The following is a 25,024-nucleotide window of genomic DNA, read 5'->3' on the forward strand; positions in this document are numbered from 1 at the left end:
GGCCTCTTCGCGGGTGAACCCGCTCCTACGGCGGCCTGTGTCCAACCACCGATGCGTGTCCACCCCCCATCTGTGTAGGAGCGGGTTCACCCGCGAATACGGTGGCGACGGCAAAGGTGAACGGCGGGTGAAGATTGGCCAGCAGGCCCGGCCCTTTCGCGGGTAAACCCGCTCCTACAGGCCCCACAACGGCCGCAATGGTCTTACCAGTAGTTCTCGACAGCCACCTGCCCGGGCCGCTTGCTCAGGCTCAGTTGCAGGTCTCGCGCCTTGAGGACCTTGCGGGTTTCGTCGATCATTTCCGGGTTACCGCACAGCATCACCCGCGAATGCTCCGGTGACAGTTCAAGCCCTGCCGCCCTCTCCAGTTCGCCATTCTCGATCAACGTCGTAATCCGCTGGTTCAGCGCCCCCGGGTGCTGTTCACGGGTCACCACGGGAATGAACTGCAACTTGCCCGCGTACTCAGCCAGATAATCGCGCTGTTCCAGCCCGGCAATCTCATCCACATAGGCCAGCTCCTTGGCTTCGCGTACCGAATACACCAGCTTGATGCTGTCGAAACGCTCCCAGGCCTCGAAGTCCTGCAGGATCGACATAAAGGGCGCAATGCCGGTACCGGTGGCCAGCAGCCATAGATCACGACCACCGACGAAGCGGTCGAGGGTGAGGAAGCCGAACGCCTGGCGGTCGATCAGCAACGTATCGCCTGCCCCCAAACGGCTCAGCTCACTGGTGAACTCACCACCTGGCACCACGATGGAAAAGAAGTCCAGATACTCATCATGGGGCGCGCTGACCATGGAATAGGCGCGCCACACCACGCTACCATCGGCCTTGGTCACACCTAGCCGGGCAAATTGGCCGGAACGGAAGCGGAACCCCGCGTCGCGCGTAACCCGCAGGCTGAAGAGGTTCGGCGTCAGTGGCTGAACATCGAGCAGTGTCTGGCGGGTGAACTTGTCGGCGCTAGCGGTCATATCGGGCTCCAGGGTTGGCGTGTGCACAGTGTCGCCTAAAGTGGCCAGGATAAAAACCACCGCTTTGTAGGGCCTCATAGAGTGCAACCGGGCCGAAGTCGCAGAAAATCCTGATCGCTATAACAAAAAATTCCCAACAGGATGGTAGGTCTTTTCCTACAATCTTCCGGGTACTCAAACGGATTGGATTCTGCGCGCCTCCAAGGAGTGCCTCAGATGTATCAATGGAAACCTGAACATCTTCATGCCTTCGTCAGCGAACGGAGCCCGCAGAAGCTGTTCGACATCGCAGTCCACCTGGCTCAGGGCCTGGGCATGGATTACCTTGGGCTGAACATCCGTATTCAGATCGCTACGCAAACGCCAAGGCTGTACCTCTACAGCAACTACCCAAGTGAGTGGATCGAGCGCTACCAGCGCGACGACTTCTACAAGCAGGACCCGGCGGCGAACCTCAGCCACAGCTCGACGACGCCGGTACTGTGGACCGATGAACTGTACAAGGAAGCCCCGCAATTTCGCGAAATGGCCTGCCAGCATGGCTTGCGCCACGGCTGGACACAGTCGCTTCACGATCTGCAGCACAACGAAAGCCAGATCAGTGTCGCTCGACCAAACGGCCACATCGATGTGTTCGAGCTGTACGACAAAGCCGGTAGTGTGCAGTGGCTGTGCCACACCCTTCACGCGGTACTGGGCGAGCATCACCTGAACGCACTGTGCCCACCCCAACCGAAAATGAGCGAGCGTGAACTGGAAGTGCTGAAATGGTCTGCCGCCGGCAAGACCGCTGCCGATGTAGCCTGCATCCTCTCCCTGTCGCAAAGCACGGTCAACTTCCATATCCGCAGCGTGATCACCAAGACCAATGCAGCCAACAAGGCCGGAGCCATCGCCATTGCCGCCTTGCGTGGCTGGATCTGACCTCCAAGCCTGCGGCCTTGGGCAAAGCCCTGTAGAATCGCCCGGCAAAGCCCGGGGCGAACCGCAACGGGCAGTTTCGTACCCGAGCCAGACGCCATGCCCCTGTTGACCACCCCCTACGCCGAACTCGACCTGATCCGCCAGCCGGAGCAGGCCAACGACCCGTTGCAGGCTTTCGATGCCGCCGACGAGTACCTGCTTGCGCAGCTACACGATCAGGCACCTGACGCCAATTGCCGGGTACTGGTGCTCAATGACAGCTTCGGTGCCCTGGCCGCCAGCCTGGCGGGCCAGCTGCAGGTGGTCAGCAGCGGTGACTCGCACCTGGGGCATCTGGCCCTGGAAAAGAACCTGGCGCGCAATGGCCTGCCATTCGACAGTGTGCCGTTCGTACCGGCCAGCGAGCACTGGCAAGGCCCGTTTGATCGGGTGCTGGTGCGTGTACCCAAGACCCTGGCCCTGCTCGAAGAACAACTGATCCGCCTGCAAGGCCAGCTGGCCCCCGGTGCGCAGGTGATTGCCGGGGCGATGATCAAGCACCTGCCACGGGCGGCCGGCGACCTGATGGAGAAGTACATCGGCCCCGTACAGGCTTCGCTGGCACAGAAAAAAGCCCGCTTGCTGACTGCAACGGTTGCCGAGCGGCCGCTCGCCAAGTCCCCCTACCCTAGCGGCTACCGCCTCGACGTGCCGGCACTGGAATTGATCAACCACGCCAACGTGTTCTGCCGTGAAGGCCTGGATATCGGTACCCGGGCGTTCCTCCCGCATCTGCCACGCGACCTCGGCCGTGCGCGGGTGGCAGACCTGGGCTGCGGTAACGGCGTACTCGCGATTGCCAGCGCCCTGGCCAACCCGGAGGCCGAGTACACCCTGGTCGACGAGTCGTACATGGCGGTGCAATCGGCGCAGGAGAACTGGCAGGCAGCGTTGGGCGAGCGCCCGGCGACCTTCGTCGCGGCCGATGGCCTGGCCGGGCTGGAGAAGCAGTCGCTGGACGTGGTGCTGTGCAACCCGCCGTTCCACCAACAGCAGGTAGTAGGTGATTTCCTGGCCTGGCGCATGTTCCAGCAGGCGCGTGAAGCGCTGGTGGTAGGTGGGGCGCTGTACATCGTGGGTAACCGGCACCTGGGCTATCACAGCAAGCTGGCGCGGTTGTTCCGCGGCGTTGAGCAGGTGGCGGCTACGCCCAAGTTCGTCATTCTGAAAGCCCGCAAGTAAGCGCGCCACCGCCCCCGTAGGAGCGGGCTTGCCCGCGAACACCGGCAACGCCGGTGCCATCTAGCGCGTTGCCTGCTTCGCGGGCAAGCCCGCTGCCGCTCTTTATCAATGTGTGGTCAGGCCCGCCGCCCCCATGAACAGCCGCATCACCCAGGCCGCCACACCCAGCGCCGCGACGCTCATCGCCCAGATCAGCAACAGCCAACCCAGTCGCTGCCACAGCGGTTTCTTGTCTTCCAAGCCATGCTTGCCAGTCATCATGCGGCCCTCCTAGTGATAGCCGTCTTCGTGGGTCACCTTGCCGCGGAACACGTAGTAGCTCCAGAAGGTATACATGAGGATAAACGGCAGGATGAACAGGGTACCCACCAGCATGAAGCCCTGGCTTTGCGGTGGCGCTGCGGCATCCCAGATCGAGATCGACGGCGGGATGATGTTAGGCCACAGGCTGATTCCCAAGCCGCTGTAGCCAAGGAAGATCAATACCAGCGTGAGCAGGAACGGCGTGTAGTGCGCGTTGCGCGCCACCGCTTTGAGCAACCCATAGAACGTCACCAGCACCAGCAGCGGTACCGGCATGAACCAGATCAGGTTGGGCATGCTGAACCAGCGGTCGGCAATCTGCGGGTAGGCGATTGGGGTCCACAGGCTGACGATACCGATCACCACCAGCAGCACCAGCGCCAGCGGCCGGGCCATGTCGTGCATCTTCTGTTGCAGCGGCCCTTCAGTCTTCATGATCAGCCAGGTGCAACCCAGCAGGGTGTAGGCCACGATCAACCCCAGCCCGCAGAACAGGCTGAACGGGGTCAGCCAGTCCAGGGTGCCACCGGCGAAATGCCGGTCGACCACCTTGAAGCCTTCCAGGAACGCACCCAACGCCACGCCCTGGAAGAAGGTGGCAATCAGCGAACCCCAGATGAAAGCCTTGTCCCAGATATGCCGCTTGTCAGCCTTGGCCTTGAAGCGGAACTCGAAGGCCACGCCCCGGAAGATCAGGCCGATCAGCATCAGGATCAGGGGCAGGTACAGGGCCTCGAGGACCACGGCATAGGCCATCGGGAAGGCCCCGAACAGTCCGGCACCGCCCAGGATCAACCAGGTTTCGTTGCCGTCCCATACCGGCGCGACAGTGTTCATCATTACATCACGGTCCTGCTCGCCCTTGACGAAGGGGAAGAGCATGCCGATCCCCAGGTCGAATCCGTCCATCACCACGTACATCATGACGCCGAAGATGATGATCACGGCCCAGATCAGTGGAAGGTCGATACCCATGGTTCAGTTCCCCTTGTTCAAGCTGGCAGAGGTGGCCTCGCGGCCATCATCGGCGGCGGACAAAGGCCGTGCCGGCGTGCGTTTCTGGCCTGGGCCTCCCGGTGTGTGCTCATCACCCTCGCCGGTCTGCGGCCCTTTGCGCACCAGGCGCATCATGTAGCCAAGGCCGGTGCCAAACAGGGCGAAGTACACCACCACGAAGGCCACAAGGGTGAAGCCGAGCTGCGCGTAGCTGTGGTTGGAAACACCGTCCGCCGTGCGCATCAGGCCGTACACCACCCAGGGCTGGCGGCCAATTTCGGTAGTGAACCAGCCGGCCAGCACCGCGATCAGCCCGGATGGCCCCATCCACAGGGCCACATGCAGGAACGGGCGCGAACTGTACAGTGTGCCGCGTTTGCGCAACCACAGGCTCCACAGGCCGACGAAGATCATCAGGAAACCAAGCCCGACCATGATCCGGAACGACCAGAATACGATGGTGGAGTTAGGCCGGTCCTCGGGCGGGAATTCCTTCATCGCCGGCACCTGCTTGTCCAGGCTATGGGTCAGGATCAGGCTGCCGAGCGCCGGGATCTCGATCTTGAACCGGGTAGTCTCGGCCTCCATGTCGGGAATGCCAAACAGGATCAGCGGAGTCGGCTCACCGGGCACGTTCTCCCAGTGGCCTTCGATCGCGGCAATTTTCACCGGCTGGTGCTTGAGGGTATTGAGGCCGTGGAAATCACCGATCACTGCCTGAATCGGGGCGACGATCAGTGCCATCCACATGGCCATCGACAGCATCTTGCGTACGGCCGGGTTGTCACGCCCGCGCAGCAGGTGCCAGGCCGCCGAGGCACCGACGAAGAACGCGGTGGAAACGAACGCGGCAGTGGCCATGTGCATCAGGCGGTAGGGGAACGAGGGGTTGAACACCACCGCAAACCAGTCCACCGGCACCACCCGACCATCGATGATCTCGTGACCTTGCGGGGTTTGCATCCAGCTGTTCGAGGCGAGAATCCAGAAGGTCGAAACCAGCGTACCGAGCGCTACCATCACCGTGGAGAAGAAGTGCAGACCACGGCCGACGCGATTCCAGCCAAACAGCATGACGCCCAGGAAGCCGGCCTCGAGGAAGAACGCAGTCAGTACTTCGTAGGTGAGCAGCGGGCCGGTGACGGCGCCGGCAAAGTCGGAGAAGCGGCTCCAGTTGGTGCCGAACTGGTAGGCCATGACCAGGCCGGAGACCACGCCCATGCCGAAGTTGACGGCGAAGATCTTCGACCAGAAGTGATAGAGGTCACGGTAAACCTGGTTGTGGGTCCGCAGCCAGAGGCCTTCAAGGACTGCCAGGTAGCTCGCCAGGCCAATGGTGATGGCCGGGAACAGGATGTGGAATGACACGGTAAAGGCAAACTGCATTCGGGCGAGCTCTAAGGCCTCTATTCCGAACATGGTGCTTCCTCTTCAGATAATCCGGCGTCCGGGCTTGTGGCCCCAGTCGCCCACTGCCCCCACTGGGTCGAGTACGGCGTGTTGGAATTGTTCTGTTCGATCGCAGGGATTCCGGCCAGACGGCCAATTCATTGATCTGGAACGATTGACCCAGATCAATGAATGCTTGGAAGCATAGTCCCGAATGGCCCGATGGGGCGTGTGGTGGATTGCCGCGTGACCTGTTGCCTCACCCTCTTTAATAAACAGTAGAAAAGTGCCGACCTGAGCAAACAGTAACTGCTTGTTACAAACAGGTGATACGCTGCGCGCCCCTCTACTGCGCCGAGGCCACTGATTTCCGATGTCCGATTCCGCACCGCAGTTGTTGCGTCACCATCGTCCTTTTCTGGCCTTCTGGCTGGCCCGTGTGTTCACCGCCAGCGGCTTCCAGATGCTCACCGTGGCCATCGGCTGGCACCTCTACCAATTGACCGGCAACGTACTGGACCTGGGCCTGGTCGGCCTGGTCGAGTTCGCCCCACGGGTGCTGTTCATGCTGCACACCGGCCATGTCGCCGACCGCTATGACAGGCGCAAGGTCGCCGCCCTGTGCCAGAGCCTTCAGGGGCTGATTGCCCTGGCACTGGCGGTGGGCAGCGCTACCGACAACGTCACCCGCGAACTGATCTTTGCCCTGGCCTTCCTGCTCGGCGCCAGCCGCTCATTCGAAATGCCGGCAACCCAGGCGCTGTTGCCCAATGTGGTACCGGCCGGGCTGTTCCCGCGGGCAGTGGCGGCGTCGGCCTCGGCCACCCAGTCGGCGACCATCGTGGCGCCGGCGGTGGGCGGTTTCCTGTATGCCTTTGGCAGCATGTGGGTGTATGGCCCGACGGTGGCCTTGTACGCCATTGCCTGCGTGCTGACCCTGAGCCTGCAGGCACACGGCCAGGTCGCCCAGCGCGGGCGCGCCAGCATCGAATCGCTGCTGGCTGGCATCCGCTTCATTCGCAGCCGGCCCGACATCCTCGGCGCCATCTCGCTGGACCTGTTCGCAGTATTGCTGGGCGGGGCCACCGCGTTGCTGCCGGTATTTGCCAAGGACATCCTGCTGACCGGCCCGATGGGACTTGGCCTGTTGCGCTCGGCGCCAGCGGTGGGGGCGTTGCTGATGTCGCTCTGGCTGGCGCGCTTCCCGTTCCAGCGCAACGTCGGGCGGACGATGTTCACTGCGGTCGGCGTGTTCGGCGTGGCGACCATCGCCTTCGGCCTGTCGACCTCGTTCTGGTTCTCGCTGGCGGTACTGGTGGTACTGGGTGCGGCAGACATGATCAGCATGGTCATTCGCAGTTCGTTCGTGCAGCTGGAGACACCGGATGAAATGCGTGGGCGGGTGAGCGCAGTGAACGGCTTGTTCATCGGTGCCTCGAACCAACTCGGTGAGTTCGAATCGGGGGTGACCGCGCACTGGTTTGGTACAGTGCCGGCGGTGGTGCTGGGTGGGGTGGGCACCTTGGTGGTGACCGGGGTGTGGATAAAACTGTTCCCTACCCTGGCCAAGCGGGATCGGTTGCATAACGGGTGATGGGTTACCTGTGCCGGACTCTTCGCGGGCAAGCCCGCGTCTACAGGGGACCTTACCCGCGAAGAGCCAGAAAAACCCATTCCCCAACGGCCATAGGCCCCCGCCATGCATGCTGGTATGATGCGCGGCTTTTTTCCTCCCCACACAAAACCACGGCATCCGGTACGGTCTGTGCTTTGCTGATGGGGTCGATACATTCATGGCGCCGGGGGCGCCTTGGGGAGCGGGAATGCTGGAAAGGCTGTTTCAACTAAGAGCACACAACACCAACGTGCGCACCGAGATTCTCGCGGGCGTCACCACCTTCCTGGCCATGGCCTACATCCTGTTCGTCAACCCGAGCATCCTCGGCGAGACCGGCATGGACAAGGGCGCGATCTTCGTCGCCACCTGCCTGGCAGCGGCCATCGGCTCCGCCACCATGGGCCTGATTGCCAACTACCCGATCGCCCTGGCACCGGGCATGGGCCTGAACGCGTTCTTCACCTACACCGTAGTGCTGCACATGGGCCACACCTGGCAGGTGGCGCTGGGTGCCGTGTTCCTGTCGGCGGTGATGTTCTTCCTGCTGTCGATCTTCCGCATCCGCGAGTGGATCGTGAACAGCATTCCGCTGCCGCTGCGTTCGGCGATTGCCGCCGGTATCGGCCTGTTCCTGGCATTGATCGCCCTGCATAACGCAGGCATCGTCGTCGATAACCCAGCCACTTTGGTGGGCATGGGCGACCTCAAGCAGCCCTCGGTGATTCTCGCCACGCTGGGCTTCTTCCTGATCGTCGGCCTTGAGTCGCTGAAGGTGCGCGGCGCGGTATTGATCGGCATCCTGGCCGTCACCGTTGCGTCGATCGCCATGGGCGTCACGCCGTTCGGCGGGATCGTGTCGATGCCACCTTCGCTGGCACCAACCTTCCTGCAACTGGACATCGCCGGTGCCCTCGATGTGGGCCTGATCAGCGTGATCTTCGCGTTCCTGTTCGTCGACCTGTTCGACAACTCCGGCACCCTGATCGCCGTGGCCAAGCGCGCGGGCCTGATGGGCAAGGACGGCCACATGCCGAAGATGGGCCGGGCCCTGATCGCCGACAGCACCGCTGCCATGGCCGGTTCGCTGCTGGGTACCTCGACCACCACCAGCTACATCGAATCTGCTGCGGGTGTGAGCGCCGGTGGCCGTACCGGCCTGACTGCCATCGTGGTTGCCGTGCTGTTCCTGCTGGCGCTGTTCTTCGCTCCGCTGGCCGGTAGCGTACCGGCCTTCGCCACGGCCCCGGCGTTGCTGTTCGTCGCCGTGCTGATGGCCTCGGGCCTGGCAGAAATAAACTGGGACGACGTGACCGAAGCCGCGCCGGTTGTCGTGACTGCCCTGGCCATGCCGCTGACCTACTCGATCGCCAACGGCATCGCCTTCGGCTTCATCGCCTGGACCGCCGTCAAGCTGATTTCGGGCCGCCACCGCGACCTGAACCCGGCGCTGGTGATCCTTTCCATCCTGTTCGTCATCAAGCTAGGCTGGTTCAACGCATGAGTGCTGCTTTCGACCCCTCCTCCTACGCCCCCCAGCTGGATGCCAAAGTGGCCCGGCTGCGCGAGCTACTGGCGCCGTTCGGCGCGCCGGAGCCGACTGTTTTCGACTCGCCACGCGAGCATTACCGCCTGCGCGCCGAGTTCCGCCTGTGGCGCGAGGATGGCCAGCGCCACTACGCCATGTTCGCCCCGGGCGAGAAGCACAAGGCAATCCTGATCGACGATTTCCCCATTGCCAGCCAGCGCATCAACGCACTGATGCCGCGCCTGAAGGCGGCCTGGCAAGCCAGCGAAGAACTGAGCAACCGCCTGTTCCAGGTGGAGTTCCTCACCACCCTGGCTGGCGATGCAATGATCACGATGTGTTATCACCGCCCGCTGGACGAGGCCTGGGAAGTGGAGGCACGGCAACTGGCGGAAGCGCTGGGCGTGAGCGTCATTGGCCGTTCCAAGGGCAAGCGTCTGGTAATCGGCCGTGACTACGCGGTGGAAAAGCTCGACGTGGCTGGCCGCGTGTTCAGCTATCGCCAGCCTGAGGGTGCGTTCACCCAGCCCAACGGCGCAGTGAACCAGAAGATGCTCAGCTGGGCCTTCGAGGCCATTGGCGAGCGTGAGGATGACTTGCTGGAGCTGTATTGCGGCAACGGCAACTTCACCCTGCCGCTGGCCACGCGTGTACGCCAGGTGCTGGCCACCGAAATCAGCAAGACGTCGGTCAATGCTGCACTGAGCAACCTCGACGAGAACGCTGTGGATAACGTGCGGCTGGTACGTTTGTCGGCAGAGGAACTGACCCAGGCACTCAATGAGGTGCGGCCGTTCCGTCGCCTGGAAGGCATCGACCTGAAGAGTTATCAGTTCGGTACCGTGTTCGTCGACCCACCGCGTGCGGGGATGGACCCGGATACCTGCGAGCTGACCCGTCGTTTCGAACGCATCCTGTACATCTCGTGCAACCCGGAAACACTGGCAGCGAACATTGCCCAGTTGCAGGATACCCACCGCATCGAGCGCTGTGCATTGTTTGACCAGTTCCCGTATACCCACCATATGGAAAGTGGGGTTCTGCTGGTTCGGCGCTGATCGTTGTATTGCCGGGGCTGCTTTGCAGCCCATTCGCGGGCAAGCCCGCTCCTACATTGATCGGCATACAGCCCGTTGCTCGGCGTACGCAGATCGTTGTAGGAGCGGGCTTGCCCGCGAATGGGCCGCAGAGCGGCCCCAAGCCTCACCTCAGAAGTCGAAGAAGACTGTCTCCCCTTCCCCCTGAATACGGATATCGAAGCGATATGCCGTCTTCCCGTCCACTTCGCAACGCTTGGCAATCAAGGTTTCACGCCGCTGCGGCTGCTCGATCAGGTTGAGCACCGGGCACTTGGCATTGGCCTGGGCCTCATCATCGAAATACAGGCGCGTGTGCAGGTGGATATTGATCCCACGAGCAAACAGGCTGATGTTGATGTGCGGTGCCATCGGCACGCCAGCAGCGTTGTTCACCACACCCGGCTTGACCGTTTGCAGCGTCCACTCACCGGCATCGAAGGTGGTAGCCGTGCGGCCAAAGCTGTTGAAGGCGTTTTCCAGGTTGTAGGCATCCTGGTACTCACCGTTGGCGTCGGCCTGCCACACTTCCAGGAACGAATCGCGCACCAGGTGGCCGTTCCCGTCGTATACATGGCCGATCAGCAGAATGTGCTCGCCCGGGGCGTCTGGCTTGGCCAGGCAGTTCCAGATTTCCTGGTCGCGGGTCGGGTTGCCAGCGGCTTCCAGGGCCAGGCCGATGTGCACGTAGGGGCCGGCAGTCTGCGAAGGGGTTTCCGGCAGCAGTTCGATTGGCATGGCGGGGTCCTCAGCAGTTTTCGAAGTGGGTCTTGCGCTGGCCGCGCAGCACGATGTCGAAGCGGTAGGCCAGGCAGTCCATCGGGTTGGCGTTGCTCATGTCGAGCTTGGCGATCAACTGCTGCACGGCTTGCGGGTTGGCGATCGACTTGACGATCGGGCACATCGGGATCAGCGGGTCACCTTCGAAATACAACTGGGTGATCAGCTTGGTGGCGATCGACGGGCCGCTGATGGCGAAGTGGATATGCGCCGGGCGCCAATCGTTCGGGCCGTTGCGCCATGGGTACGGGCCCGGCTTGATGGTGCGGAAGCTGTAGTAGCCGTCGCGGTCGGTCAGGCACCGGCCAACACCGCCGAAGTTCGGGTCCAGTGGCGCCAGATAGCGGTCGTTCTTGTGGCGATAGCGGCCGCCGGCGTTGGCCTGCCACATCTCCACCAAGGTGTTCGGCACAGGCTTGCCGTACTGGTCGACGACACGACCGGCGACGATGATGCGCTCGCCGATTGGCAGGCCACCGTTATTGAAATTCAGCAGCAGATCATGGTCGTGGGCGCCGAAGCCCAGGTGGGAAAAGTCCGGACCAGTGGTTTCGCTGATCGACTGCGGAATGCTGACCAGGGCCTGGCGCGGCGAGCGGGCAACGGAGGTCTTGTAGTCAGGCGTAAGGGCTTTGGGGTGCCAGTTGCGATCACGGATCACGAAGCGGCTGTTGTCCTGGGCGGGCATGCCGGTTTCCTCTCTTGGAATTGTGAGAACGCCTGGGCGTGGCAGGCGGACTTGCAGTTTCCGGCAGGCGGTACGCGATGAATATTGAAATCGACCACTTGATACATAACCAAATGGTTATGTATCAACACCTCAGCCTGACACGTACCGCCTTCGTGAACTAATCTTTGTCTTCTTGTTTCACGCTCGGGAGAGCACTCATGGAATGGCGAAAAGGCCGACGCAGCGACAACGTGGTCGATGCCAGAGGTGGCGGTGGCGGCGGCATGCGTTTCGGCGGCGGCAAAGGGCTGGGCCTCGGGGCGATTCTGCTGATCGTCGGCATCGGCTGGCTCACCGGGCAGGACCCGCTGCAGATTCTTGGCCAGCTTGCCGGCCAGATGGAGCAACAGCAGACAGCACCCAGTGGCACAAGCGGCAAGGCCCCTCCGGCCAACGACCAGCAAGCCGAGTTCGTCGCCTCGATTCTGGGCGACACCGAGGACACCTGGAAAGCCCTGTTCGCCCAGGCCGGCAAACAATACCGTGACCCCAAGCTGGTCCTGTTCAGTGGCCAGGTCAACTCGGCCTGTGGTTTTGCCTCGGCAGCGGTCGGGCCGTTCTATTGCCCGGCGGACCAGCGGGTGTATCTGGACATGTCGTTCTTCCGCGAAATGGAAACCCGCTTCGCTGCAGCTGGCGACTTCGCCCAGGCCTACGTGATCGCCCACGAAATCGGTCACCATGTGCAGACACTGCTGGGGGTTTCGGCCAAGGTCGATGCCGCACGACGCAGCGGCCAGCGTATGGAGGGCGACAACGGCCTGTTGGTGCGCCAGGAGTTGCAGGCCGACTGCCTGGCCGGGGTATGGGCCTACCAGGCGCAGAAACGCCTGAACTGGCTGGAGCCAGGCGATGTCGAGGAAGCGCTGAATGCAGCCAATGCCATTGGCGACGACCGCCTGCAGCAGCAAGGCCGCGGGCGCGTGGTGCCGGACTCGTTCACCCATGGCACTTCCGCGCAGCGGGTGCGTTGGTTCAAGATCGGGTTTGCCGAAGGTGAAGTGAACCGCTGCGATACCTTCAGTGCACGCAACCTCTGATACTCGGTCCAACAGGCAGACGCGGTCCTTGTAGGGCGTTAGCCGCGAACACCGGCAAAGCCGGTGCCATTCACGGCGTCGCCTGCTTCGCGGGTGAACCCTCTCCCACAGGGACCGAGCGAGACCGCTTGCTGATATTTTGCTGAAAAAGCGTTTCAGCTTCCCTATCCATTGCCGATAACCCCTGCACGAATCAGCGGGCATCCAGAACAACAACGCCTGGCGATCGAAGATCAAGAGAGCGAAATCAACTTCTGGAGAGCGTGCATGAACAGCTGGTTCGCCAACATCAGCGTCAACCTCAAACTCGGCCTGGGCTTCGGCCTGGTGCTGGTCCTCACCGGCCTGCTGGCCCTCACCGGCTGGACCAGCCTGGGCAGCCTGATCGACCGCAGCAACTGGATGGGCGATATCGGCCAGTTGAACAAGGACCTCACCAACCTGCGCATTGCGCGCCTGCAGTACATGATCGCCAACGGCGACGATACCGCCGCCGCCAACACCCTGGCCAAGCTGGATGCATTCAGCAAGCAGCAGGCCTACCTGGCCACCACCTTCAAAAGCCCGGAGAACATCAAGCTGTTGGGTGAACTGGGCGAAACCATCAGCGCCTACAAGGTGTCGCTGAACAAGATGCGCCAGGGCTATGACGCCACCCGCGCGGCGCGCGTTTCCATGGACAGCTCGGCCATCCGCGCCGACCAGGCCATGGATGCGCTCAGCCGGGAGGTGATGGCTCGCCCCGAGGCTGACAGCGTGCGCCTGGCCCAGTACCAGCTGATCAGCAAGGCCCGCCAGCAATTGCTGCAGGTACGCATCGATGTGCGTGGCTACATCGCCGACAACAGCAGCGCCAACGAGCAGGCTGCCCTGCGCCAGCTGGATGCAGCACTGGCCGATACCGACAACCTCAAGCGCCAGCTGCCCAGCGAAGACACGCGCCTGCAACAGTTCGAAAACGCGGTACTGGCCTATCGTGAGGCCGTGCGCCAGTTCCGCGACGCGGTTGCCAACATCACCACCTCGCGCGCCGAAATGACCGTGCAAGGCGCCGACATCGTCAAGCGCAGCGACGCGCTGTACCAGATCCAGTTAGAGCGCCGTGACATCGAGAGCACCCAGGCCCGCAGTCTGCAGGCCATCGCTACACTGCTGGCGCTGCTGGTCGGCGTGCTGGCGGCGGTGCTGATCACCCGCCAGATCACTCGCCCCTTGCAAGACACCCTGATGGCCGTGGAAAAGATCGCCAGCGGCGACCTTACCCAGCATATGCGCGTCACCCGCCGCGACGAACTGGGCGTACTGCAGCAAGGCATCGCACGTATGGGCACCACCCTGCGCGAGCTGATCAGCGGCATCCGCGATGGCGTCACCCAGATCGCCAGCGCCGCCGAAGAGCTGTCGGCAGTCACCGAACAGACCAGCGCCGGCGCCAACAGCCAGAAAGTCGAGACCGACCAGGTGGCCACCGCCATGCACGAAATGGCCGCTACCGTTCAGGAAGTGGCGCGCAATGCCGAGCAGGCCTCACATGCAGCCACCGGTGCCGATGACGAAGCCCGGGCCGGCGACCGCGTGGTGGGCGAAGCGATTGGCCAGATCGAACGCTTGGCCGAAGACATGCACCGCTCTACCGAGGCCATGAACCTGCTGCAGCAGGAAAGCCAGAAGATTGGAAGCGTGATGGACGTGATCAAGTCGGTGGCCGAACAGACCAACCTGCTGGCGCTCAACGCAGCGATCGAGGCGGCACGCGCCGGCGAGGCGGGCCGTGGCTTTGCTGTGGTTGCCGACGAAGTGCGCGGCCTGGCCCAGCGCACACAGAAGTCTACCGAAGAGATCGAAGAGCTGATTGCCAGCCTGCAGCACGGCACCCAGCAAGTGGCGAGTGCCATGCAGGGCAGCCGTACCCTGACCGACAGCAGCGTCGAACTGGCGCGAAAGGCCGGGTCATCACTGGAGAGCATTACCAGTACGGTATCGAGCATCCAGTCGATGAACCAGCAGATTGCTGCAGCGGCAGAGCAGCAGAGTGCGGTGGCTGAAGAGATCAGCCGAAGCATCCTGAATGTGCGTGATGTGTCAGAGCAAACCGCAGCAGCCAGTGACGAGACGGCAGCGTCGAGTGTGGAACTGGCGCGGCTGGGTGGGCAGTTGCAGACACTGGTCAGCCAGTTCCGCGTCTGACCGTTGGAACCTGGGGCCGCTTTGCGGCCCTTTCGCGATTCAAGGCCGCCCCCCACATTGATCGACGTACGCAGGTCCTCGTGGGAGCGGCCTTGTGTCGCGATAGGAGGGCAAAGCCCTCCCGGCGTGCTCACAGGTACTACTTGACGATCATCCCCACCCCACGCCCACGTGGATCAGAAGCGGTCTCAAGCTTCGCTCCATCGACTCGAATCGCCTGGATGTCACCCATCTCCCAGCCCTGGTCCTCCAGCACATAGCCCATCTTCTTCAGCTCATCAGCTACCGGCCCGGTCAGTGGCGCATAGCTGTCGAAGTAGATGGTGTCCTTGGGCAGCAACTGATGGTGCACGCGCTGCGCCGCCACCGCCTTGTCCAGCGGCATGCCGTAGTCGTACAGGTTGTTCATCACCTGGAAGATCGAGGTAAAGATCCGGGAACCACCCGGGGTACCGATAACCAGCTCGACCTTGCCATCGCGGGTCATCAGGCTGGGGCTCATCGACGACAGCATGCGCTTGCCCGGTTCGATCGCGTTGGCATCACCGCCGACCACGCCAAAGGCGTTCGCCGCACCCGGCTTGGCGCTGAAATCATCCATCTCGTCGTTGAGCAGGAAACCGGCGCCCTTCACCACCACGCCACTGCCGTAGTCGAGGTTGAGGGTGTAGGTATTGCTGACCGCGTTGCCCTGCTTGTCGACGATCGAGAAATGCGTGGTCTGGTGCGGTTCAAGGCCCGGTTTGACGTTGTCGGTTTCGGAAATGGCCTTCGGGTTGACCTGGGCTGCGCGCTTGGCCAGGTAATCCTTGGCCACCAACTGGTCCACCGGCACCTTGGTGAAGGCCGGGTCGCCCAGGTAGTCGGCGCGGTCGGCGAACACCCGCTTCTCGATCTCGGCCAACAGGTGGATATACTGCGCCGAGTTATGCGCCACCCCTTTGAAGTCGGCCGCGCGGTCTTCCTTGATGCCCAGCAACTGGGCAAGCGCCACACCGCCTGAGCTCGGCGGTGGCGCGGTATACACCACATTGCCACGCCAGCTCACGGCCATCGGTTCACGCCATACCGCCTTGTAATCCTTCAGGTCGTCTTTGGTAATCAGGCCTTTGTCAGCCTGCATCTGCGCCACCAGCAAATCGGCGGTCTTGCCTTGATAGAACTCGCTCACGCCCTTGTCGGCTATACGCTCCAGGGTCTGGGCCATTTCCGGCTGCTTGAACAGCTCGCCGACCTTCATGTTGCCGAAGTAATCGTTGAAGTTGGTCGCCGTCTTGAACATGCCCTGGGCATCGTTGCGGTACTGGTACTGCTTTTCCGCCACCTTGAAGCCGTTTTTCGCATAGCCGATGGCCGGGGTCAGCAACTCGCTCCAGGGCAGCTTGCCGAACTTCTGGTGCGCCTCCCACAGGCCCATTACCGTACCGGGTACGCCTGCGGCGCGTGCCCCGACCAGGCTGAGGTTCTCGATGACCTCGCCCTTGTCGTCCAGGTACATGTTGCGCGTGGCGGCCTTGGGCGCGACTTCACGGTAGTCGAGGAAGTAAGGCTTGCCATCGACGAACAGGGTCATGAAACCGCCACCGCCGATATTACCGGCTTCCGGGTAAGTCACCGCCAGGGTGAAGGCGGTCGCCACTGCCGCGTCCACCGCGTTGCCGCCCTTTTTCAGAATATCGGCGGCCACCTGTGCACCATATTGATCGGGGGCGGCCACCGCGCCGCCCTCCAGGGTGGCGGCGTAAACCGAGGAACAGCTCAGGATCGCGGCTGCGAGAGCCAGATACTGGAAAGGGACAATACGCATGACACTTCCTTGGTGTTGTTTTTGTTGAGCAGTCAGTAAGGCCGAAGCGCTTCGACTGTGCAATCAACCGTCGGAAGTTTCGCCGCCTGTGGACAGAATTTGTCGCGTTCAGGCAACTCAGCAGGCGTACATCGCCAGCTTGCGCTGGATGAAATCCAGGAAGCACTGGATGCGCAGCGCCAACTGGGTATTGCGGTAATACACCGCGTGGATCGGCTGACGGTAGCCATTGTTGGCCTCGCTCAGCAGCACCTGCAGGCGCCCTGTGCGGATATCTTCGTGGGTCATGAAGTGCGACAGGCTGACGATGCCCTCCCCGGCCAGCGCCAACTGGCGCAGGGTTTCGCCGCTGGAAGCGACCAGCGCCGGGCGGATGCTCCAGCGGTCGCCCTGAGCATGGCGTAGCGGCCAGTGATTGAGCGACTCAGGTTGGCTGAAGCCGAGCAGACAGTGCTCGGCCAGCTCCTCGACCTGCCGTGGCGTGCCGTGCTGCTCCAGGTAGGCCGGACTGGCCAGCACCTGCACCGGGCTGCAACCCAGGCTGCGCGCATGCAGGCTGGAGTCGGCCAGTTCACCGATGCGGATCGCCACATCGGTGCTCTGCTCCAGCAGGTCGATGATCAGGTCGTCAGTGTTGAGCTCCAGTTCGATGCCCGGGTACTGGCGGCGGAACTCGCCGATCCACGGCAGGATGGCATGCAGCATGAACGGCGCCGCAGCATTGATGCGCAATCGCCCGGTCGGGGTCTGGCGGTTCATCGACAGACGCTCTTCCATCTCGTCCATCTGCTGCAGGATCAGCCGCGAGCGCTCAAGAAAGTAGCGCCCCTCTTCGGTAAGGTCCATGCGCCGGGTGGTGCGGTTGACCAGCGTGGTGCCCAGCTTGCCCTCCAGGCGCGACAGGGTGCGGCTGACGGCAGACGGGGTCTGGCCCATCTGCTCGGCAGCAGCGGAAATCGAGCCGCAGTCGATGACGGCGACGAATACCTGGAGTTCTTCGGATCGGGTTTTCACATCTGGGCCTGTGGTTGGTCTGTGCAAGGATTAGATAACCGCTTGTCTAGGCCAAGTCCAGCGGCGCCTGTACGGGCCTATTCGCGGGCTTGCCCGCTCCCACAAGTACTGCAAAGTCCTTGAAACCTGCGTAATACCTGTGGGAGCGGGCAAGCCCGCGAATAGGCCCGTACAGGCATAAAATTACTGTGCCTTGCCAAACACCTTGTCCAGATGAGCCTCATAAGCTGCCAACGCCGCCGGCACATCCGGGCGCTTCATCACATCCACAGCCAGGAAGGTCGGCAGGCCGGTCATGCCGAGGAACTGGTTGGCCTTGTGGAACGGGAAGTACACGGCATCCACCCCTTTGCCTTCAAAGAAATCGCTCGGGTCATCGAACGCCTGCTGCGGCGCGTTCCAGGTCAGCGACAACATGTATTGCTTGCCGTGCACCAAACCACCGCTGCCGTATTTTTGCGAGTGGTCCGAACGGGTACGGCCATCATTGGCATACAGGCTGCCGTGGCCGGCAGTGAATACCTCGTCGATGTACTTCTTAACGGTCCACGGCGCGCCCATCCACCAGCCGGGCATCTGATAGATCACCACATCGGCCCAGAGGAATTTCTCCACCTCTTCCTGGGCATCGTAGCCGCCATCGATGAACGTCTGGCGCACATCGAAACCGGCGCGGTCCAGGTGAGCGATGGCCGCGTCGTGCAAGGTCGCGTTGAGACGGCCTTCGGAGTGAGCGAACTGTTTACCACCATTGAGCAGAAGGATCTTTTTCATGCTGGCCTCCACGGCCGAATCAAAAATTGATGCCGGCAGGTTAGAGGCTCGCGGGGGCGGGATACAGCGGTGACGGGGCAAAATACAATTGACCAGAAGTCACGAATGAGCAATGCATTATTGCCGTAGAATCGACTCACCACCCATCACCGAGTAGCGCCCCATGAGTGAGCCGTTCGCCTTTATCCTCAAAGCCAAGACCCGCCCGGAAATGGCTGATGCGTTCGAAAAGCTGTTCCGTCCCTACGTCGAGCCAAGCCGCCAGGAACCCGGCTGCATCGAGTACCACATGCTGCGCGACCAGCAGGACCCGAGCCTGTTTGTGTTCTTCGAAGTGTGGGCCGACAAGGCCGCGCTGGACGTGCATTCGGCCCTCCCGCACATGGCCGCCTTCTTCGAAAAGCGCATGGACTACCTGGAGCGCGATTTCGATATCCAGAGGGTCGACATGCTCAGCGCTTCGTCCGCTAGCCGCTGATCAGCAGATGGCCGCCGAGTGCGGCCAGGCCGATGAAAAAGCAACGCTTGAACAGCAGCGCGCTGATCCGCTGACGCAGCCACTGCCCCGCCAGCATGCCGAGCAAGGCCGGCGCCAGCATCAGCAGCGACGCTCCTAGCGCCTGGCCACCCAAGGCATCCTGCCCGGCCAGGCCTAGGGCCAAGGCCAGGGTCGACACCGTAAACGACAAACCCAGGGCCTGGATCATCTGCTCGCGGTTCAAACCCAGGCTCTGCAGGTAAGGCACCGCTGGCATCACGAACACCCCGGTCGACGCCGTGACCACACCCGTGACCAGCCCGCACAGCGGTCCCAGCCAGCGCTCGTGTCCCGGGGTCACCTGCAAGCCCGGGCCGACCAACCCATACAACGCATAGACCAGCAAGGCGCCCCCCAACGCGTGCGCAGCCCAGGGGCCACTGTTGATTCCCAGCCACACGCTGCCCAGCAAGGTGCCGACAAAGATCAGTACCAGCATCGGCCCCAGGCGGACCAACAACCCTCGCAGGTGCCCGCCGCAGGCCAACTGCCACAGGTTGGTGAGCGTCGAGGGCACGATCAGCAATGCGGCAGCCTGCGCCGGCGGCATAGCCAGGCCCAACAGGCCCATGGCAATGGTCGGCAGGCCCAGACCGATGACTCCCTTCACTGCGCCAGCCAGCAGGAAGGTCAGTACAACCAGCAACGACAGTGCCGGGCCAATGTTCTGGTAGAAAGCGAGCAAGGTAGTCATGGGGCCGATGATGGCGCACCCCGGGCAACGTGAGAATCTGCCATATACTCAGCCAGCCTCTTGCCAGGACAGAGCCACATGCATTTCGACCTGACCGACCTCAAGCTGTTCCAGCACACCCTGGAGTGCGGCAACATCACCGCCGGCGCCAGCCGCAGCCATCTGTCGCTGCCGGCAGCCAGTGCGCGCATCCGCGCCATGGAAGCATCGCTGGGCATTCCCTTGCTGGAACGTAACCGCCGTGGCGTACAACCAACGCCGGCTGGCCAGGCACTGTTGCAGCATGCACGGCTGATAACGCAGCAGGTCGAACGCCTGCAGTTCGACCTGGGCCAATACGCGCAAGGGCAGCAAGGCCAAGTGCGCCTGCTGTGCAACACCGCAGCGCTGACCGAATACTTGCCCGAACTGCTGGCCAGCTATCTGGCTGAAAACCCGGGCGTCAGCGTGGACGTGCAAGAGCTGCCAAGTTTGCGCATCGTGCAGGCAATTACCCAAGGCATGGCCGACCTGGGCATCGTGTCCACAGCCGCCCCCAGCGAGCACCTGCAGACCAAGCCGTTTCGAGATGACCCGCTGGTGCTAGTGACGCCACAGGGCCACCCCCTGGCCAGTGCGCTGGCGCCAAGCTTCGTCGACAGCCTGGCCCATGGCTATGTCGGCCTGGGGGCCGGCAGTGCATTGGGGTTGTACCTGGAAAAGCAAGCGCTGCACGAGGGGCAGCGCATGCAGGTCCGGGTGCGTGCGGAGGGGTTTGATGGGGTGATCCGCATGGTCGCGGGCGGGGCCGGAATCGGGGTGGTGCCGCTGGCAGCGGTGCAGCGCTGGCAAGGTATGCTGCCATTGCACTGGGTGGCGCTGCAGGAGCCATGGGCCAACCGCCGGTTGCTGGTGTGCGCGCGGGATTTTGCGACATTGCCGGGCTATGCCGCAGAACTGGTAGCCACCTTTACTGGCTGACGCGCTGGGGCGCACACCACTGTCGAGGCAAACCGCCTGCCATAGCGCGGCCAGACACCTGGACGTCGAGCCCAGGCAACTGCAGCTCGGCCGTACGGCCTATGGTGACCAGTCATTCAGCCAGTCACCAGGAGTTGTGCCATGTCCGATTTCATCACCGTCCTGCGCGAAACCTGCCCGACGCCGGTCGTGGACGCCACCAAGTGGAAGCGCATCGGCGGCGATCCGCATACCGTCAACCTCAATGCCTACCTGTCGGCCGACGGCAGCAAGATCATGGGCACCTGGATCTGCACCCCGGGCAAATTCGAGGTCAACTACGATAAATGGGAGTTCTGCCACTTCCTCGATGGCTACTGCATCATCACCCCGGAAGGCGAAGAGCCGAAGCACCTGAAAGCAGGTGATGTGTTCGTGATCGAGCCAGGCATGAAAGGTACCTGGGAAGTGGTCGAGACTGTACGCAAGTATTTCGTCTTCGCCTGACTTGCAGGCGCGGGTTTACCTGCTAATGCGGCGGTGAGGCTTCTGTAGCATTCGCGGGTGAACCCGCTCCTACCACGGCCGCGCAATACCTGTAAGCGTGGACGAAAAAAATCGCGGAGCAGACGCCCTTCCCTCTGGTGCGCAGTTACAGAGGGAAGGCCGCCTGGCCCGCGATGAAATCCACCTCTTGCATCACTCCTTCTTGCGATAACCCTCGACGATGGCCGAGAAGTCCTTGCCACCTTCGCCTCGCAGGCTCATGGCCTGGTACAACTGCTGGGCCACGGCACCGAGAATCACCGGTTGGTGTGCCTGGCGTGCCGCTTCGGTAGCCAGCCCCAGGTCCTTGAGCATGAGCTCCGCGCCAAAACCACCGGTGTAGCCACGCGATGCCGGTGCGGTTTCGATGATGCCCGGCCACGGGTTATAGGTGTCCGAGCTCCAGCAACGTCCGGTCGAACTGTTGATGATGCCGGCCAGCACCTTGGTATCGATACCCAGCGCGTTACCCAGGGCCATGGCCTCGGACACGCCGATCATCGAAATGCCTAACAGCAGGTTGTTGCAGATCTTGGCGATCTGGCCGGTACCGACTTCCCCGCAGTGCACGATGTTGCGACCCATCTGCTCCAGTACCGGCTTGAGGCTGGCGAACAACTCGGTACTGGCGCCAACCATGAACGTCAGGGTGCCGGCCGCGGCGCCGCCAGTGCCACCGGAAACCGGCGCATCACCCATGTCCACGCCCTTGGCCGCTGCGGCCTTGGACACATCACGTGCGGTCTGCGGGTCGATGGTGCTGCAGTCAACGGTCGGCGTGCCAGGACGAATGCCGGCCAATACGCCGTCCTCGTTCAAGTACACGCTACGCACATGGGCTGCGGCCGGCAGCATGGTGATCACCAGCTCGCTGTTGGCCGCCGCGTCCTTGGGCGAGGGGCTGATCTGCCCGCCCAGTTCTGCCAGCTCGGCCAGCACGGCCTTGTTCAGGTCGAACAGGTTCAGCTGATGCCCGGCCTTGATCAGGTTGCGGGCCATGGGCGCGCCCATGTTGCCCAGGCCGATGAATGCGATACGCATGACGTACTCCTTAGCGCAGGCTAATGGTGGTGTTCACACCGTCGTTGACGCTGTCGTCATCGAACCAGCGAGCAGTGACGGTCTTGGTCTGAGTGTAGAACTGCACCACTTGCTTGCCGTACGGCCCGAGGTCACCGAGCTTGGAACCACGCGAGCCGGTGAAGCTGAAGAACGGTACGGGTACCGGGATCGGGATGTTGATGCCGACCTGGCCGATATCGATTTCGCTCTGGAACTTGCGTGCTGCCGCGCCGCTCTGGGTGAACAGGCCGGTGCCGTTGCCGAACGGGTTGGCGTTGACCAGGGCGATGGCCTCGTCGAGCGTGTCGACTTCCAGGGTCACCAGCACCGGGCCGAAGATTTCCTGGGTATACACCTGCATATCGGTCTTCACGCCCGAGAACAGGGTCGGGCCGACAAAGTTGCCTTGTTCGTAACCCGGTACCTTGACGTCACGGCCGTCGAGTTCCAGCTTGGCGCCTTCCTTGATACCGCTTTCGATCAGGCCCAGCACACGCTCCTTGGCACGCTTGGAAACCACCGGGCCAACGTCGGTGTCCGGCTCACAGCCAGCATTGACCTTCAGCTTGCTTGCAGCCTCCTTGATATCCGGCAACCATTCGCGGGCCTTGCCCACCAACACCGCCACCGAGGTAGCCATGCAGCGCTGGCCCGCCGCACCAAAGGCAGCACCGACCAGCGCATTGATGGTTTGCGTGCGGTTGGCATCAGGCAGCACCACCGCGTGGTTCTTGGCGCCCATCATTGACTGCACACGCTTGCCATGCTGGCTGCCGAGGTTGTACACGTGCGTGCCGACTTCAGTAGAGCCCACGAAGGAAATCGCCTTGATGTCCTGGTGGGTGCAAATGGCATCCACCACCTGCTTGCCGCCGTGCACCACGTTCAGCACCCCGGCCGGTACGCCGGCTTCCAGCGCCAGCTCGACCAGAAGCATGGTCGACAGCGGATCCTGCTCGGATGGTTTGAGCACGAAGGTGTTGCCGCAGACGATGGCCATGGGGAACATCCACAGCGGGATCATTGCCGGGAAGTTGAACGGGGTGATGCCAGCGCATACGCCGATCGGCTGGCGCAAGGTGTAGGTATCGACACCGCCGGCGACGTTCTCGGCGAATTCGCCCATCTGCAGGGTACCAATGGACGCAGCATGCTCGACCACTTCCAGACCGCGGAAGATATCGCCTTCAGCGTCGGCCAGGGTCTTGCCCTGCTCGGCGCTGAGCACCTGGGCAATGCGTTTGGTGTGTTCGCGGATCAGCGCCTGCAGCTTGAGCATGATGCGCATGCGGGCGCCGATCGGGGTGTTACGCCAGGTCTGGAATGCGCGTTGCGCGGCGGCCACGGCTGCGTCGACTTCCTCGACGGTGGCGAACGGTACGCGCGCCAGCACCTCTTGGGTGGCCGGGTTGACGATGTCACGCCATTCGGTGGTTTTGGACTCGACCCACTGGCCGTCGATCAGCAGCTTGACCTGCTCAACCTTGGTGCTGTTAGGGGATTGCGGTGCGTTCATCTGCGTTCTCCTTGGAATTGTTGTCGGGACGAGATCGCCAGCGCCGGGCAAACGCGAGGTGGCGTCCTGAGGCTTGTTTCGAGTATAGATGTGCAAACATCCAACAAGAACGCACAAAAAAACCGGATCATCATGCAAAAAGACCTCACATCCCTGAGCGCGCTCAACTGGGACGATTTGAAGTTCTTCCTCGAAGTGGCTCGCACCCGCAAGGCCAGCAGTGCTGCCAAACGGCTGAGCGTGGATTACACCACCGTGTCGCGACGCATCAGCTCGCTGGAGGGCGCGCTGGGCACCTTGCTGTTCGAAAAGTCGCGGACCAACGGCTTTGTGCTGACCGCCGAGGGCCAGCGCCTGCTGGGCTATGCCGAGTCGATCGAGAGCACGCTGCACATGGCTTGCGAACAGGTGTCCGGGTCGGGGGTGGCATTGTCGGGCCATGTGCGCATGGGCTGCACCGAGGGCTTTGGCAGCTTCTTCATCACGCCGCAGCTAAGCCACTTCGTCGACGCCTACCCGGCGATTTCGGTGGACATCCTGCCGCTGCCGCACTTCATCAGCCTGTCCAAACGTGAGGCGGACATCGTCATCGCGCTGGAGCGGCCCGAGCATGGGCCTTATGTGTGCTGCAAGCTGTGCGACTACCGCTTGCGATTGTATGCCACCCAGGACTACCTGGACAGCCACGCGCCGATCCGCCAGGTGACGGATCTGGCCAAACACCCGTTCATCAGTTACGTGGATGACCTGGCGTTCAGCTCCGAGCTGCTGTACCTGGCCAACCTGATCCCCAACGCCAGCGCGCATTTGCGCAGTACCAGCGTGATCGCGCAGTACACGGCAGCGCTGCAGGGGCGTGGGCTGGCGATATTGCCGTGCTTCCTCGCCGCGCAGGACCCGCGATTGGTCACGGTGTTGCCGGAGGAGATCGAGGTCACGCGGCACTTCTGGATGTACTGCCGGGAAGACTTGCGCAAGTTGAAGCGCATTACCCTGCTGTGGGATTACATCCGCGGGGTGACCGAGGCGAATGCGCCGTTGTTGATGGGGCAAACCCGCGAGATGCGCTTTGCCCAGGACTGATGGGCCTGCGCATTTCCGAAGGCAACACAGCCCCTGTGGGAGCGGGCTTGCCCGCGAACACCGGCGAAGCCGGTGCCAAACACCGCGTTGCCTGCTTCGCGGGCACGCCCGCTCCCACAGGGGATATGTGACTGATGGGCCTGCGCATTTCCAAGGACAAGCACAGATCCCGTGGGAGCGGGCTTGCCCGCGAACACCGGCGAAGCCGCTGCCAGACACCGCGTTGCCTGCTTCGCGGGCACGCCCGCTCCCACAGGGGATATGTGACTGATGGGCCTGCGC

23 protein-coding genes are annotated in these 25,024 nt (G+C 62.5%); 11 read left to right on the plus strand and 12 right to left on the minus strand.

Going from position 1 to position 25,024, the window contains the following annotated elements; all coding sequences use genetic code 11:
- Positions 1–203: 203 nt before the first annotated feature.
- Positions 204–980 (minus strand): ferredoxin--NADP reductase, encoded by a 777-nt coding sequence (locus ACF8RA_RS14315; protein WP_176682515.1) that lies wholly within the window; start codon positions 978–980, stop codon positions 204–206.
- A 216-nt stretch (positions 981–1,196) separates the two neighbouring features.
- Here ACF8RA_RS14315 and ACF8RA_RS14320 point away from each other — a divergent pair, with 216 nt between their 5' ends.
- Positions 1,197–1,904: an autoinducer binding domain-containing protein gene (locus ACF8RA_RS14320; protein WP_176682514.1), complete on the plus strand. Its 708-nt coding sequence runs from the start codon at positions 1,197–1,199 to the stop codon at positions 1,902–1,904.
- Between the two features lie 96 nt (positions 1,905–2,000).
- A complete protein-coding gene (locus ACF8RA_RS14325; protein WP_176682513.1) occupies positions 2,001–3,125 on the plus strand; it encodes a methyltransferase in 1,125 nt (374 codons plus the stop codon).
- 105 nt (positions 3,126–3,230) lie between these two features.
- On the opposite strand, the gene ACF8RA_RS14330 is transcribed toward ACF8RA_RS14325, so the two are convergent.
- Genes ACF8RA_RS14330 through ACF8RA_RS14340 form a run of 3 tightly spaced genes read right to left on the minus strand, consistent with a single transcriptional unit; the run spans position 3,231 to position 5,843 of the window.
- Positions 3,231–3,386, minus strand: coding sequence for a DUF2474 domain-containing protein (locus tag ACF8RA_RS14330; RefSeq protein WP_012274180.1), 156 nt, complete (start codon positions 3,384–3,386; stop codon positions 3,231–3,233).
- Between the two features lie 9 nt (positions 3,387–3,395).
- On the minus strand, positions 3,396–4,403 hold the full coding sequence (gene cydB / locus ACF8RA_RS14335) for a cytochrome d ubiquinol oxidase subunit II (protein WP_003251612.1): 1,008 nt from the start codon (positions 4,401–4,403) through the stop codon (positions 3,396–3,398).
- A 3-nt stretch (positions 4,404–4,406) separates the two neighbouring features.
- A complete protein-coding gene (locus tag ACF8RA_RS14340; protein WP_019438403.1) occupies positions 4,407–5,843 on the minus strand; it encodes a cytochrome ubiquinol oxidase subunit I in 1,437 nt (478 codons plus the stop codon).
- A gap of 343 nt (positions 5,844–6,186) precedes the next feature.
- Here ACF8RA_RS14340 and ACF8RA_RS14345 point away from each other — a divergent pair, with 343 nt between their 5' ends.
- From ACF8RA_RS14345 to trmA, 3 genes are all read left to right on the plus strand, one after another.
- A complete protein-coding gene (locus ACF8RA_RS14345) occupies positions 6,187–7,407 on the plus strand; it encodes an MFS transporter (protein ID WP_176682512.1) in 1,221 nt (406 codons plus the stop codon).
- A 229-nt stretch (positions 7,408–7,636) separates the two neighbouring features.
- On the plus strand, positions 7,637–8,932 hold the full coding sequence (locus tag ACF8RA_RS14350) for an NCS2 family permease (protein ID WP_209963485.1): 1,296 nt from the start codon (positions 7,637–7,639) through the stop codon (positions 8,930–8,932).
- Positions 8,929–10,014, plus strand: a complete 1,086-nt coding sequence (gene trmA / locus ACF8RA_RS14355; RefSeq protein ID WP_209963482.1) for a tRNA (uridine(54)-C5)-methyltransferase TrmA — start codon at positions 8,929–8,931, stop codon at positions 10,012–10,014. The genes ACF8RA_RS14350 and trmA overlap by 4 nt, the downstream gene beginning before the upstream one ends.
- 150 nt (positions 10,015–10,164) lie before the next feature.
- Here the strand turns inward: trmA and pcaG are convergent, their stop codons facing one another.
- Positions 10,165–10,770, minus strand: coding sequence for a protocatechuate 3,4-dioxygenase subunit alpha (pcaG, locus tag ACF8RA_RS14360; protein ID WP_010955312.1), 606 nt, complete (start codon positions 10,768–10,770; stop codon positions 10,165–10,167).
- A gap of 10 nt (positions 10,771–10,780) precedes the next feature.
- Positions 10,781–11,500, minus strand: coding sequence for a protocatechuate 3,4-dioxygenase subunit beta (gene pcaH, locus ACF8RA_RS14365; RefSeq protein ID WP_009682255.1), 720 nt, complete (start codon positions 11,498–11,500; stop codon positions 10,781–10,783).
- A 200-nt stretch (positions 11,501–11,700) separates the two neighbouring features.
- Here pcaH and ACF8RA_RS14370 point away from each other — a divergent pair, with 200 nt between their 5' ends.
- Together ACF8RA_RS14370 and ACF8RA_RS14375 are read left to right on the plus strand one after the other, a co-directional pair.
- Positions 11,701–12,582: a neutral zinc metallopeptidase gene (locus tag ACF8RA_RS14370; RefSeq protein WP_209963479.1), complete on the plus strand. Its 882-nt coding sequence runs from the start codon at positions 11,701–11,703 to the stop codon at positions 12,580–12,582.
- Between the two features lie 219 nt (positions 12,583–12,801).
- Positions 12,802–14,769 carry a methyl-accepting chemotaxis protein gene (locus ACF8RA_RS14375; RefSeq protein ID WP_392514588.1) on the plus strand — a complete coding sequence of 656 codons (1,968 nt, stop codon included), beginning with the start codon at positions 12,802–12,804 and terminating at the stop codon, positions 14,767–14,769.
- Positions 14,770–14,908: 139 nt separating this feature from the next.
- Here the strand turns inward: ACF8RA_RS14375 and ggt are convergent, their stop codons facing one another.
- From ggt to ACF8RA_RS14390, 3 genes are all read right to left on the minus strand, one after another.
- The gene (gene ggt / locus ACF8RA_RS14380; protein ID WP_176682507.1) at positions 14,909–16,576 is read right to left on the minus strand and encodes a gamma-glutamyltransferase; all 1,668 of its coding nucleotides are present in this window, start codon (positions 16,574–16,576) and stop codon (positions 14,909–14,911) included.
- Positions 16,577–16,693: 117 nt separating this feature from the next.
- The gene (locus tag ACF8RA_RS14385) at positions 16,694–17,590 is read right to left on the minus strand and encodes a LysR family transcriptional regulator (protein ID WP_392462187.1); all 897 of its coding nucleotides are present in this window, start codon (positions 17,588–17,590) and stop codon (positions 16,694–16,696) included.
- 183 nt (positions 17,591–17,773) lie between these two features.
- Positions 17,774–18,364: an NAD(P)H-dependent oxidoreductase gene (locus ACF8RA_RS14390; protein ID WP_176682506.1), complete on the minus strand. Its 591-nt coding sequence runs from the start codon at positions 18,362–18,364 to the stop codon at positions 17,774–17,776.
- A gap of 163 nt (positions 18,365–18,527) precedes the next feature.
- Between ACF8RA_RS14390 and ACF8RA_RS14395 the strand changes: the two genes are divergently transcribed.
- Positions 18,528–18,842 (plus strand): putative quinol monooxygenase, encoded by a 315-nt coding sequence (locus ACF8RA_RS14395; RefSeq protein WP_392488272.1) that lies wholly within the window; start codon positions 18,528–18,530, stop codon positions 18,840–18,842.
- On the opposite strand, the gene ACF8RA_RS14400 is transcribed toward ACF8RA_RS14395, so the two are convergent.
- Positions 18,832–19,596, minus strand: coding sequence for a sulfite exporter TauE/SafE family protein (locus tag ACF8RA_RS14400; RefSeq protein ID WP_392488273.1), 765 nt, complete (start codon positions 19,594–19,596; stop codon positions 18,832–18,834). The two genes, ACF8RA_RS14395 and ACF8RA_RS14400, sit on opposite strands and share 11 nt — an antisense overlap.
- Positions 19,597–19,674: 78 nt before the next feature.
- Between ACF8RA_RS14400 and ACF8RA_RS14405 the strand changes: the two genes are divergently transcribed.
- Both ACF8RA_RS14405 and ACF8RA_RS14410 read left to right on the plus strand, forming a co-directional pair.
- Positions 19,675–20,556 (plus strand): LysR substrate-binding domain-containing protein, encoded by an 882-nt coding sequence (locus ACF8RA_RS14405; protein WP_392519270.1) that lies wholly within the window; start codon positions 19,675–19,677, stop codon positions 20,554–20,556.
- A 141-nt stretch (positions 20,557–20,697) separates the two neighbouring features.
- Positions 20,698–21,042 (plus strand): cupin domain-containing protein, encoded by a 345-nt coding sequence (locus ACF8RA_RS14410; protein WP_003251579.1) that lies wholly within the window; start codon positions 20,698–20,700, stop codon positions 21,040–21,042.
- 192 nt (positions 21,043–21,234) lie between these two features.
- On the opposite strand, the gene mmsB is transcribed toward ACF8RA_RS14410, so the two are convergent.
- Entirely contained in the window at positions 21,235–22,122 is an 888-nt protein-coding gene (gene mmsB / locus ACF8RA_RS14415; protein WP_019438857.1) for a 3-hydroxyisobutyrate dehydrogenase, read from the minus strand.
- 10 nt (positions 22,123–22,132) lie between these two features.
- Positions 22,133–23,659 (minus strand): CoA-acylating methylmalonate-semialdehyde dehydrogenase, encoded by a 1,527-nt coding sequence (locus tag ACF8RA_RS14420; protein WP_176682501.1) that lies wholly within the window; start codon positions 23,657–23,659, stop codon positions 22,133–22,135.
- A gap of 132 nt (positions 23,660–23,791) precedes the next feature.
- On the opposite strand from ACF8RA_RS14420, the gene ACF8RA_RS14425 reads away from it, so the two are divergent.
- Positions 23,792–24,742, plus strand: a complete 951-nt coding sequence (locus ACF8RA_RS14425) for a LysR family transcriptional regulator (RefSeq protein ID WP_176682500.1) — start codon at positions 23,792–23,794, stop codon at positions 24,740–24,742.
- Positions 24,743–25,024: the final 282 nt, after the last annotated feature.

The organism is Pseudomonas sp. FYR_5 (assembly GCF_043106315.1).
In the GTDB taxonomy this organism is placed as follows: domain Bacteria; phylum Pseudomonadota; class Gammaproteobacteria; order Pseudomonadales; family Pseudomonadaceae; genus Aquipseudomonas; species Aquipseudomonas putida_Y.

Excerpts from the sequence above, each read along its gene's own strand:
- ACF8RA_RS14330 (WP_012274180.1), bottom strand. The coding sequence starts at position 3,386 with ATGATGACTGGCAAGCATGGCTTGGAAGACAAGAAACCGCTGTGGCAG.
- pcaG (WP_010955312.1), bottom strand. The coding sequence starts at position 10,770 with ATGCCAATCGAACTGCTGCCGGAAACCCCTTCGCAGACTGCCGGCCCC.
- ACF8RA_RS14395 (WP_392488272.1), top strand. The coding sequence starts at position 18,528 with ATGAGTGAGCCGTTCGCCTTTATCCTCAAAGCCAAGACCCGCCCGGAA.
- pcaH (WP_009682255.1), bottom strand. The coding sequence starts at position 11,500 with ATGCCCGCCCAGGACAACAGCCGCTTCGTGATCCGTGATCGCAACTGG.
- ACF8RA_RS14400 (WP_392488273.1), bottom strand. The coding sequence starts at position 19,596 with ATGACTACCTTGCTCGCTTTCTACCAGAACATTGGCCCGGCACTGTCG.
- cydB (WP_003251612.1), bottom strand. The coding sequence starts at position 4,403 with ATGGGTATCGACCTTCCACTGATCTGGGCCGTGATCATCATCTTCGGC.
- ACF8RA_RS14315 (WP_176682515.1), bottom strand. The coding sequence starts at position 980 with ATGACCGCTAGCGCCGACAAGTTCACCCGCCAGACACTGCTCGATGTT.
- ACF8RA_RS14410 (WP_003251579.1), top strand. The coding sequence starts at position 20,698 with ATGTCCGATTTCATCACCGTCCTGCGCGAAACCTGCCCGACGCCGGTC.
- ACF8RA_RS14350 (WP_209963485.1), top strand. The coding sequence starts at position 7,637 with ATGCTGGAAAGGCTGTTTCAACTAAGAGCACACAACACCAACGTGCGC.
- ACF8RA_RS14320 (WP_176682514.1), top strand. The coding sequence starts at position 1,197 with ATGTATCAATGGAAACCTGAACATCTTCATGCCTTCGTCAGCGAACGG.
- ACF8RA_RS14340 (WP_019438403.1), bottom strand. The coding sequence starts at position 5,843 with ATGTTCGGAATAGAGGCCTTAGAGCTCGCCCGAATGCAGTTTGCCTTT.
- ACF8RA_RS14425 (WP_176682500.1), top strand. The coding sequence starts at position 23,792 with ATGCAAAAAGACCTCACATCCCTGAGCGCGCTCAACTGGGACGATTTG.
- ggt (WP_176682507.1), bottom strand. The coding sequence starts at position 16,576 with ATGCGTATTGTCCCTTTCCAGTATCTGGCTCTCGCAGCCGCGATCCTG.
- trmA (WP_209963482.1), top strand. The coding sequence starts at position 8,929 with ATGAGTGCTGCTTTCGACCCCTCCTCCTACGCCCCCCAGCTGGATGCC.
- mmsB (WP_019438857.1), bottom strand. The coding sequence starts at position 22,122 with ATGCGTATCGCATTCATCGGCCTGGGCAACATGGGCGCGCCCATGGCC.
- ACF8RA_RS14420 (WP_176682501.1), bottom strand. The coding sequence starts at position 23,659 with ATGAACGCACCGCAATCCCCTAACAGCACCAAGGTTGAGCAGGTCAAG.
- ACF8RA_RS14325 (WP_176682513.1), top strand. The coding sequence starts at position 2,001 with ATGCCCCTGTTGACCACCCCCTACGCCGAACTCGACCTGATCCGCCAG.
- ACF8RA_RS14370 (WP_209963479.1), top strand. The coding sequence starts at position 11,701 with ATGGAATGGCGAAAAGGCCGACGCAGCGACAACGTGGTCGATGCCAGA.
- ACF8RA_RS14405 (WP_392519270.1), top strand. The coding sequence starts at position 19,675 with ATGCATTTCGACCTGACCGACCTCAAGCTGTTCCAGCACACCCTGGAG.
- ACF8RA_RS14390 (WP_176682506.1), bottom strand. The coding sequence starts at position 18,364 with ATGAAAAAGATCCTTCTGCTCAATGGTGGTAAACAGTTCGCTCACTCC.
- ACF8RA_RS14345 (WP_176682512.1), top strand. The coding sequence starts at position 6,187 with ATGTCCGATTCCGCACCGCAGTTGTTGCGTCACCATCGTCCTTTTCTG.